The sequence below is a fragment of the Streptomyces malaysiense genome, assembly GCF_000980885.2.
Lineage (GTDB): Bacteria > Actinomycetota > Actinomycetes > Streptomycetales > Streptomycetaceae > Streptomyces > Streptomyces malaysiense.
Genome location: NZ_LBDA02000087.1, coordinates 38,582 through 48,863, shown reverse-complemented (window position 1 = coordinate 48,863; position 10,282 = coordinate 38,582). Strand labels below are relative to the sequence as shown.

The following is a 10,282-nucleotide window of genomic DNA, read 5'->3' as shown; positions in this document are numbered from 1 at the left end:
TCGATGTTTCACGTGAAACACCGGTCGGACCGAACCCTCACTCCTGTCCGGCCCACCACTCCTTGAGTGCGGCCACCGCGACCTCGTGCTCCATCGGGCCGTTCTCCAGTCGCAGCTCCAGCAGGTGCTTGTACGCCTTGCCGATCACCGGGCCGGGAGTGACGCCCAGGATCTCCATGATCTGGTTGCCGTCGAGGTCCGGGCGGATCGAGTCCAGTTCCTCCTGCTCCTGAAGCTGAGCGATACGCTCCTCCAGGCCGTCGTAGGCCCGGGACAGCATGGCCGCCTTCCGCTTGTTGCGGGTGGTGCAGTCGGAGCGGGTCAGCTTGTGCAGGCGGTCCAGCAGCGGGCCCGCATCACGGACGTAGCGGCGGACCGCCGAATCCGTCCATTCCCCGGTGCCGTAACCGTGGAAGCGCAGATGAAGTTCGACCAGCCGCGAGACGTCCTTCACCAGCTCGTTGGAGTACTTCAGGGCGGTCATGCGCTTCTTGGTCATCTTGGCGCCGACCACCTCGTGGTGGTGGAAGGAGACCCGGCCGTCCTTCTCGAAGCGGCGCGTGCGCGGCTTACCGATGTCGTGCAGCAACGCGGACAGCCGCAGCACGAGGTCGGGGCCGTTCTCCTCCAGCGCGATCGCCTGCTCCAGAACGATCAGTGTGTGCTCGTAGACGTCCTTGTGCCGGTGGTGCTCGTCGCTCTCCAGGCGCAGGGCCGGCAGCTCGGGCAGCACATGGGCGGCGAGCCCGCTGTCGACGAGCAGGGTCAGTCCCTTGCGCGGATGGTCCGAGAGGACCAGCTTGTTCAGCTCGTCCCGGACCCGCTCCGCGGAGACGATCTCGATACGCCCGGCCATGTCCGTCATGGCTGCGACGACCTCGGGGGCGACCTCGAAGTCCAGCTGGGCGGCGAACCGGGCGGCCCGCATCATCCGCAGCGGATCGTCGGAGAAGGACTCCTCCGGTGTGCCCGGGGTCCGCAGCACGCGGGCCGCGAGGTCCACCAGACCGCCGTACGGATCGATGAACTCCTTCTCCGGCAGGGCCACGGCCATCGCGTTGACGGTGAAGTCCCGACGGACCAGGTCCTGCTCGATGGAGTCGCCGTAGGAGACCTCGGGCTTGCGCGAGGTCCGGTCGTACGCCTCCGACCGGTAGGTCGTGATCTCGATCTGGAAGGTCATGTCGGTGTCCCCGACCCGGGCGCCCTTGTGCGCGCCGACGGTACCGAAGGCGATCCCCACCTCCCAGACCGCGTCGGCCCAGGGCCGGACGATCTTCAGCACGTCCTCGGGACGGGCATCGGTGGTGAAGTCCAGATCATTGCCGAGCCGGCCGAGCAGTGCGTCGCGCACCGACCCACCGACCAGGGCGAGGGAGAACCCCGCCTCCCGGAATCGGCGGGCGAGATCGTCGGCGACCGGCGCCACCCGCAGCAGCTCGGTGACCGCGCGCTGCTGGGCCTGGCTCAGGGCGGAGGGAGTGTCTTCGTTGGGATTCGGCACAACAGAAGAGGGTACGTGCCCCAGGCGTTCCGGGGCGCCCCCATTCGGCCCGGGACCCGGGCAGCAGCGGCCCGTGGACGACTTCCGGCATACCCGCGCAAGCACACCCCTTGCGGCGTACGACCCCTCTCCCCTCGATACTGGATATAGAGGACGGGTCGTCTCCGTCCGGCGATCTTGTGACCTAGACCGCGGCACTTCCGCTCGGCGCACATCGTTACCATGCGGGGACGCACATTCCGACGACCACTGAGACGACGAGGGACGGGCGAGCGCGTGGCCGAGGCGGCTGACTTCCAGGGGACCAGTGCCTCACCCGCGCGCCGATGGCTTCGGCGCGCCGGAGCCCTGCTCGCCGGGGCGCCCCTGCTGGCCGGGCTGCTCCAGCTGCCCGTCGCCACGCCGGCCGCCGCCGCGTCCGCGGACCCGGTGTCCGTCTCCCTGGACTCGCTGAGCCCCAACGCCCCCACGGACGGCGACACCCTCACGGTCTCCGGCACGGTGACCAACAACGGCAAGCAGGCCGTCACCGGCGCCCATGTGGGCCTGAGGGTCGGCCCACTGCTGAACACCCGCTCCGGGATCAGCGACGTGGCCCGGCACCCGGACGAGATCCAGGGCGTCGGCGGCTCCGAGGTCGGTGACAAGTACGCGCAGAAGTTCGCCAAGCTGGCCCCGGGCATCGCCGAGCACTTCAGTATCTCCGTGCCGGTGGACAAGCTCGACCTGGGCGCGAACGGGGTCTACGAGTTCGGGGTCGCCCTGTCCGGGCAGATCTCCGCACAGCCCTGGCAGCAGGTGCTCGGGGTGCAGCGGACGTTCCTGCCGTGGCAGCCGTCCGACGCCGACACCAAGACCAGGACGACGGTCATGTGGCCGCTGCTGTCCACCGTCCACATGACCGCCAAGACGGGCGCCGGCGAGCTCCAGACGCCGGTGTTCCTCAACGACGACCTGGCCAAAGAGCTCGCGCCGGGCGGCCGGCTCGACCAGATGGTCAGCCTCGGCAAGGACCTGGACGTCACCTGGGTGATCGACCCGGACCTGCTGGCCTCCGTGGACGCCATGGCGTCGGGCAACTACCGGCTCCAGGGGGATGGCGACACCACCGTCGCGGGCCCCAAGGAGCACCAGGCGCTCGCCAAGCAGTGGCTGGCGAACCTGCAGAAGGCGGTGGTGGGCAAGGAGGTCGTCGCGCTGCCCTTCGCCGATCCCGACCTGGCCTCCCTCGCGCACCGCGGCACCAGCGTCACCGGCTCCCTCAGCCACCTCAAGGACGCCACCGACGTCGCCGCCACCACCGTGAAGACCGTGCTCCACGTCACACCGAGCACGGATTACGCGTGGCCGGTCGACGGCGCCGTGGACCCGTCGATCATGAGGGTCGCGACCTCCGCCGGCGCGGACCGGGTGATCGCCCGCAGCGACAGCCTCCGGGAGACGGCCGGGCTGTCGTACACGCCCTCGGCCGCCCGTCCGGTCGGCGGCGGCACCACGGCGGTCGTGGCCGACGCCAAGCTGTCCACGGCCTTCGAGGGCGACCTGACGAAGGCGAACTCCGCCACGCTCGCCGTGCAGGAGTTCCTGGCTCAGAGTCTTGAGATCGACGCGCAGACGGACCAGCAGCGCAGCATCGTCGTCGCCCCGCAGCGCATGCCCACGGCGGCCCAGGCGCAGACGATGGCCGCGGCCGTGCGGGCGCTCCAGAGCGGTACCTGGTCCCAGGCGCAGGACCTGACGGCGGCGGCCAAGGCCAAGCCCGACCCGAACGCCACCACGCGCATCCCGTCGACCTCCGCCTATCCCTCGTCCCTGCGCCGGCAGGAGCTGCCCGCCTCGGCCTTCCAGCAGATCGCCCGGACCCAGGACAAGCTCGACGACTTCCAGGTGGTCCTCTCCGACCAGTCCCGTGTGGTCACCCCGTTCGGGCGGGCCATAAACCGCGGGATGTCCACGTCGTGGCGGGGCCAGAGCGAGGACGGGGACGCCTTCCGCAGCGGCGTCGAGGCGTGGCTGGACGATCTGGCCGGGCAGGTCAGGCTGATCGACAAGTCCGAGACCAAGCTCTCCGGACGCAGTGCCACCATCCCGGTGACCGTCCAGAACAACCTCGTCCAGCCCGTCGGCCACCTGGTGCTGCGCCTCACCTCGACCCAGCCGACCCGGCTCAAGATCGGCGGCAAGGCGTACGCGGAGCAGCCCGTCGACATCGCCGGCGGCCACGCCCAGTCAGTGAAGTTCACCACCTCGGCCAACGCCAACGGCCGGGCCACGGTGATCGCCCAGCTGTACACCGAGGACGGCCAGGAGTACGGCGCCCCCGTCAGCTTCGATGTGAAGGTCACCGAGGTCACCCCCACGGTGATGCTGGTCATCGGCGGCGGTGTGCTGCTCCTCGTCCTCGCCGGCTTCCGGATGTACACCCAGCGCAAGCGCGCGGCCGCCCGCCAGGCCGGGGAAGGCGGCGAGGGCGCGGCGGGGGAGCACTCCGACGAGCCGGGGAACCCCGGCGCGCCCGGGGATCGTCTCCCGGAAGAGTCCGACTCCGCCGCCGGGGCAGACGACCCGGAGCAGCCGAGTGACCCTGCGCCGGACACCGCACCGGAAAGCGCCGACCCGTCCGGGACGGGTGAGAGAGTGGACCGTTGAGCGATGTCGTGGCCGGTGGGCCCGGGACGATGAGGTGGGGTAAGGCATGAACGCGCCGTACGACGGTGACCGCGGCCAGGGCGCGGCCGGCTCGGGCTACCCCGAGACGCCGCCCGAGCCCGGCCAGGTGCCGCCGCAGCAAGCGGCGGACATGTACCTCCAGGACGCCTACGACCAGGATCCCTACCGGGCACACGATCTGACCGCCCAGGACCCGGTCGCCGAGGCGCTCTACGACCGTGCCGCGCACCCCCCGCCGCCCCCGGGCACCTACGAGCAGCCGCTGTACGCGCAGCCCGCCCAGTCGCCGCACGCGCCCGACCCACGAGTGTGGGCGCAGACCCCGGCGCCCGAGCCGGATGGTACGGCGCCCTACATGCCCTACGGTGACGACCCGCGCACCACCCAGTTCGTGGGCGTGGACGACCTGGTCTCGAACTCCGGCGAGGAGTACCACGAGCCGGACGCGTTCGCGCATCTCTTCAAGGACCAGCAGCAGGGCGGCGGTCACACGCCCATGCACTCCCCGGGCGTCCCGGGACCGGCCGCGGCGCCGGGCATGGGAGCGGTGCCCGGCGGCCAGTACCCGCCGGCTTACGGCCGACAGCCGCAGCAGCAGAATCCGTACGCCGGGCAGGGATACCCGGCCGCGCCCACCACGCCCTACGCCTCCGCGCAGAACCCGATGCAGCCCCCGGTGCCCGCACCGGTCGGGGCTCCGGTTCCCGGCGGCGGCTCGGGCCCGGCCGAGACGGTCATGGCGCCCATGGCCTCCGTGGCGACCACCGCGCCCGCCAAGAAGGGCGGCAAGGTCGGCGGGCTGATGAAGTCCAGCGCCGTCATGGCGGCCGGCACCCTGGTCTCCCGGCTCACCGGCTTCGTCCGCTCCGCGCTGATCGTCTCCGCGCTCGGCCTCGGCTTCCTCGGCGACTCCTTCATGGTCGCCTACCAGCTGCCGACCATGATCTACATCCTCACCGTCGGCGGCGGTCTCAACTCGGTCTTCGTGCCGCAGCTGGTCCGCTCGATGAAGGAGGACGAGGACGGCGGCGAGGCCTTCGCCAACCGCCTGCTGACCCTCGTGATGGTGGCACTGGCCGCGCTGACCGCGCTCGCGATGCTCGCGGCGCCGCTGCTTGTGCGCGTAATCTCCAACCCGGTCGCCAGCAACCCGGCGGCCAACGAGGTCGCGGTCACCTTCACCCGCTACTTCCTGCCCTCGATCTTCTTCATGGGCATCCATGTGGTGATGGGTCAGGTCCTCAACGCGCGCGGCAAGTTCGGCGCGATGATGTGGACCCCGGTCCTGAACAACATCGTCATCATCGTGACGCTGGGCATGTTCATCTGGGTCTACGGCACCGCCGCCCACTCCCACATGGCGGTCACGAACATCCCGCCGCAGGGGCAGCGCCTGCTCGGCGTCGGTGTGCTGCTCGGCCTGGCCGTACAGGCCCTGGCGATGATCCCCTACCTGCGTGAGACCGGGTTCCGGATCCGGCCGCGGTTCGACTGGCGCGGCCACGGTCTGGGCAAGGCGGCGGCGCTCGCCAAGTGGACGTTCCTGTTCGTCCTCGCCAACCAGGCCGGCGCCATGATCGTCACCCAGCTGTCCACCGCGGCCGGCAAGGACTCCGGCGTCTCCGGCACCGGCTTCGCCGCCTACGCCAACGCCCAGCTGATCTGGGGCCTGCCGCAGGCGATCATCACGGTCTCCCTGATGGCCGCCCTGCTGCCGCGCATCTCCCGCTCCGCCTCCGAGGGCGACAGCGGCGCCGTGCGCGACGACATCTCGCAGGGCCTGCGGACCACCGCGGTCGCGATCGTGCCGGTCGCCTTCGGCTTCGTGGCGCTGGGCATCCCGATGTGCACCCTGATCTTCGGCAGCTCGGGCACCAGCGCGGCCACCAACATGGGCTACATGCTGATGGCCTTCGGCCTCGGCCTGATCCCGTTCTCGGTGCAGTACGTCGTCCTGCGCGCCTTCTACGCCTACGAAGACACCCGGACCCCCTTCTACAACACGGTCATCGTCGCCGCGGTCAACGCGGGCGCCTCGGCCCTGTGCTTCTTCCTGCTACCGACCCGCTGGGCGGTCGCCGGCATGGCGGCCGCGTACGGCCTCGCCTACGCCATCGGTGTCATCGTCGCCTGGCGGCGGCTGCGCAAGCGCCTCGGCGGCGACCTGGACGGCGCCCGGGTGCTGCGGACGTACGCCCGGCTGTGCATCGCCTCGGTACCGGCGGCCCTGCTCAGCGGCGCGGCCTGCTACGGCATCGGACACACCCTCGGCCAGGGCGTCATCGGTTCCTTCGCGGCGCTGGTCGTCGGCGGGGCCGTACTGTTCGGTGTCTTCTTCGTCGCCGCCCGCCGGATGCGGATCGACGAACTCAACTCGCTCGTGGGAATGGTGCGAGGGCGTCTGGGCCGCTGAGGCGGGGGTACGCGCACAACCATCGTCCGCCGCCGTGTGTCGTGCATAGCGGCAGACTGTGGGCACAATTGGTTTCGGCGTCGGACAGCGTGCAACGGATGGGGAGGCAGGGACGACGGTGGCGGAACGGAGCACGGCTGCCGTCGACGTGGCAGACACCAGCGGCGAGCAGCCGCTGACCGCGAAGGCGGACCAGTCCACGGCCGACGGGGTGGCCAAGAACCCGGAGCGGGACACGGACGGCAGCGAGGGGCAGGGGAACGACGCGGAAGGTTCTCTCAAGCAGGCCTCGCCGCCCGAACTGCACAGCGGTCACAAGCTCGCCAGACGCTACCGGCTGGAGGAGTGCGTCACCCGACTGGACGGATTCAGCAGCTGGCGTGCGGTCGACGAGAAACTGCGCCGCGCGGTCGGCGTCCATGTGCTGCCGGCGGACCACGCACGGGCCCGTTCGGTGCTCGCCGCGGCCCGGTCCTCCGCGCTGCTCGGCGATCCACGCTTCGTCCAGGTCCTCGACGCCGTCGAGGAGAACGACCTCGTCTACGTCGTCCACGAGTGGCTGCCCGATGCCACCGAGCTGACGACACTGCTCACGGCCGGCCCGCTGGAGCCGCACGACGCGTACCAGATGGTCAGTCAGGTGGCCTCCGCCATGGCCGCCGCACACCGTGAGGGCCTCGCCCATCTGCGGCTGAACCCCAACGCCGTACTGCGCGCCTCGACCGGCCAGTGGCGCATCCGCGGCCTCGCGGTGAACGCCGCGCTGCGCGGCATCAGTTCCGACACCCCGCAGCGCACCGACACCGAGGCGATCGGCGCCCTGCTGTACGCGGCACTGACCCAGCGCTGGCCCTACGAGGACGACGCCTACGGTCTGTCCGGCCTCCCCAAGGATGTCGGCCTCGTCGCACCGGACCAGGTGCGGGCCGGCGTCCACCGCGGCCTGTCCGAGCTGGCCATGCGGGCGCTCGCCAACGACGGGGCCACCGCGTCCCGGCACGAGGCGCCGTGCACCACGCCGGAGGAGCTGGTGAAGGCGATCGGCGAGATGCCGCGCATCCGCCCGCCGGAGCCGGCGTTCACCGCGCCACCGGAGTACCAGCGCACGACCTACCAGCAGGGCACGTACGGCCGCCCGGCGCCGCACACCGGCGCCGCCCAGCCGATCGCGGCTCCGCCTCCCCCGTTGCAGAGCCGCACCGGCAAGGCGCTGAAGTGGGCGGTCTCCGCCCTTCTCATCGCCGCTCTCGGTCTGGGCAGCTGGCAGCTGGCGGATGCCCTGATGGACCAGGGCGGCAAGTCGAACGACACCAACAAGAGCCAGACCACGGACGACGGCGACAAGTCCGCCCCGGTGACGGCCGGCCACCCCGTCCCCATCAAGGGTGCCCGCGATTTCGACCCGTTCAGCGAGGACCACTCCGAGAAGCCCGCTGACGTCGGGAAGGTCTTCGACAACGACCCGTCCACCTACTGGCAGACGGACTTCTATCTGAGCCCGGAGTTCGGCAATCTGAAGCCCGGTGTCGGGGTCATCCTCGACCTCGGCAAGGTCCAGCAGGTCGGAAAGGTGACCGTCACCTTCCTCGGGGAGACCTCGGTCGAGCTCCGTTCCGCGGGATCGGACGCGGGATCGGAACCGATGTCCTTCGACGCCTACAGCAAGGTGGCCGACGGCTCGGGCACGACCGTGGTGCTCAAGCCCGGCAAGACCCTCAGCACGCGATACCTCCTGGTGTGGCTGACCAAGCTGCCCCCGGACGGCGGGGGCCACTGGCGGGGCAGGGTCGCGGACGTCAAGGTGACCAGCTGAGGCCTCCGCCCGGAAGGGCCGGACAGCACGGACGGCCCGGCCCGGTAGGCATTACTCTCAGGGGCCAGGTGGGAGGGAGGAGACCCGTTGCGCGAGCCGACATGCGGTTCCATCAGCGATCAGGAGCTGCTCGCCCGCCATGTGCAGGGCGACCCGGATGCCTTCGGAGAGATCGTGCGGCGGCACCGGGACCGGCTCTGGGCGGTCGCGCTGCGCACGCTGGGGGACCGCGAGGAAGCCGCCGACGCGGTGCAGGACGCCCTGGTGTCGGCCTACCGGGCCGCCCACACCTTCCGGGGCCAGTCGGCGGTGACGACCTGGCTGCACCGGATCACGGTGAACGCCTGCCTGGACCGCGCCCGCAAGGCGGCGTCACGCAAGACCGCCCCGGTGGACGACGCCGAGCGGCTGGAACAGTTGCTGGAGCCGCACGAGTCCGCGTCCGCCCCGGCCGAGCGCAATGATCTGCACCGCCAGCTCATCGAGGCGATGGGCACCCTGGCGCCGGAGCAACGGGCCGCGCTGGTCCTCGTGGACATGCAGGGCTACCCGGTCGCCGAGGCGGCCCGGATCCTCGATGTGCCGACGGGCACGGTGAAGAGCCGGTGCGCCCGGGGCAGAGCCCGGCTACTGCCGTTGCTCACCCATCTGCGCCCCGGCCGCGGCACGGAAGAAGACCGCGGCGGAAGAGGGGACCCGGATGCGGACGAGGGCCATGGGGCGGAGGAAAACAGCTCTGGCCGGAACCGGATGGAAGGGACATCCGTCCCATCGGCAACGGAGGCTCCCGACACAAGCCTCCGGGAAACGGGACCGACCGATTCAGCCATAGCGAAGGGCGGAGGTGGGCGAGCGTGACCTCGACGACGGACACGGCCGGGCACCCGGACGTCACCGAGATCTCCGACCTCGCCGAGGGGCTGCTCCCATCCGAGCGCGGCACCGACGTACGACGCCATCTGGGCGCCTGCGAGCCGTGTGCGGACGTCTACGCCTCCCTGGAGGAGATCCGGGGCCTGCTGGGATCCGCACAGGCGCCGGAGCCCATGCCGGTCGACGTGGCACAGCGCATCGATGCCGCCCTGGCCGCCGAGGCGCTGCTCGACGCTCCCGCTCCGGACCCCGCTGCTCATGTTTCACGTGAAACATCGCCCATCGGCGATGCCGCGGCGCCCGCTCCGGGCGGCCGTCGCGCCGATCGCCCCACTGGCCATCCGCAGGCCGCGACCGGGCCGGGCCGGAAGAAGAACGGACCCGGCCGCCGCCGCAGGGCCGTCCTGCTGAGCGGAGTGCTGACCGCCGCGGTTCTGGGCGCCGGTGCGCTGATCTTCCAGTCGCTCGGCGGCGGCACCTCCTCCACGACGGCCAAGGGCGAGCCGAGCGCCTCCGCCGGCGCGTTCTCCGGCGGCAGCGTCCAGAACCAGGTGCGGGATCTGCTGGCCACGAAGAAGAGCCCCCAGCGGGAAAACGGTCAGCGTCCGCGATCCGGTGAGGGTTCCGGGAAGAACACCCCGCAGACGGGCGAGAGCGCGAACACACTCCTCCAGCCCCAGGTAGCGGTCCCGGACTGCGTCCGGCGGGCGGTCCCCCGAGGCGACCAGGCCCTGGCCGCGAAGACCGGCACCTACGCCGGGAAGAGCGCCTACCTCGTCGTCCTCCCCGACCCCCAGGACAGCACGCGCGTCACGGCCTATGTGATCGACGCCGCGTGTGTAGGACAGCAGTCGGTCGCCGCCGGCAAGGTTCTGCTGAAGCAGCCCGTCGCCCGTCCCTGAGCCCGAGTCCTGGCCAGTCCCTCCCCGCACGCGTGTGCCCGGACACAGCGGGAATGCGCGCCCCGTAGGATCCGTTGGGTGGGGTGAGAGCCCCGAGAGGGACTTCC

General features: G+C 71.1%; 6 protein-coding genes. 5 read left to right on the top strand and 1 reads right to left on the bottom strand.

What is annotated here, in order from left to right:
- Window positions 1-37: 37 nt before the first annotated feature.
- Window positions 38-1,504: a CCA tRNA nucleotidyltransferase gene (locus tag VT52_RS30480; RefSeq protein WP_046418804.1), complete on the bottom strand. Its 1,467-nt coding sequence runs from the start codon at window positions 1,502-1,504 to the stop codon at window positions 38-40.
- Window positions 1,505-1,780: 276 nt separating this feature from the next.
- On the opposite strand from VT52_RS30480, the gene VT52_RS30475 reads away from it, so the two are divergent.
- The 5 genes from VT52_RS30475 to VT52_RS30455 all read left to right on the top strand — a co-directional run bounded on the left by VT52_RS30475 (window position 1,781) and on the right by VT52_RS30455 (window position 10,175).
- Complete coding sequence (locus VT52_RS30475) at window positions 1,781-4,153, top strand: DUF6049 family protein (RefSeq protein WP_046418806.1); 2,373 nt, start codon at window positions 1,781-1,783, stop codon at window positions 4,151-4,153.
- 46 nt (window positions 4,154-4,199) lie between these two features.
- A complete protein-coding gene (gene murJ / locus VT52_RS30470; protein ID WP_046418809.1) occupies window positions 4,200-6,587 on the top strand; it encodes a murein biosynthesis integral membrane protein MurJ in 2,388 nt (795 codons plus the stop codon).
- A gap of 118 nt (window positions 6,588-6,705) precedes the next feature.
- Window positions 6,706-8,400: a protein kinase family protein gene (locus VT52_RS30465; protein ID WP_046418811.1), complete on the top strand. Its 1,695-nt coding sequence runs from the start codon at window positions 6,706-6,708 to the stop codon at window positions 8,398-8,400.
- An 87-nt stretch (window positions 8,401-8,487) separates the two neighbouring features.
- A complete protein-coding gene (sigM, locus tag VT52_RS30460) occupies window positions 8,488-9,258 on the top strand; it encodes an RNA polymerase sigma factor SigM (RefSeq protein ID WP_046418813.1) in 771 nt (256 codons plus the stop codon).
- Window positions 9,255-10,175, top strand: coding sequence for a hypothetical protein (locus VT52_RS30455; RefSeq protein WP_046418816.1), 921 nt, complete (start codon window positions 9,255-9,257; stop codon window positions 10,173-10,175). Before sigM ends, VT52_RS30455 begins: the two co-directional genes overlap by 4 nt.
- Window positions 10,176-10,282 lie beyond the last annotated feature (107 nt).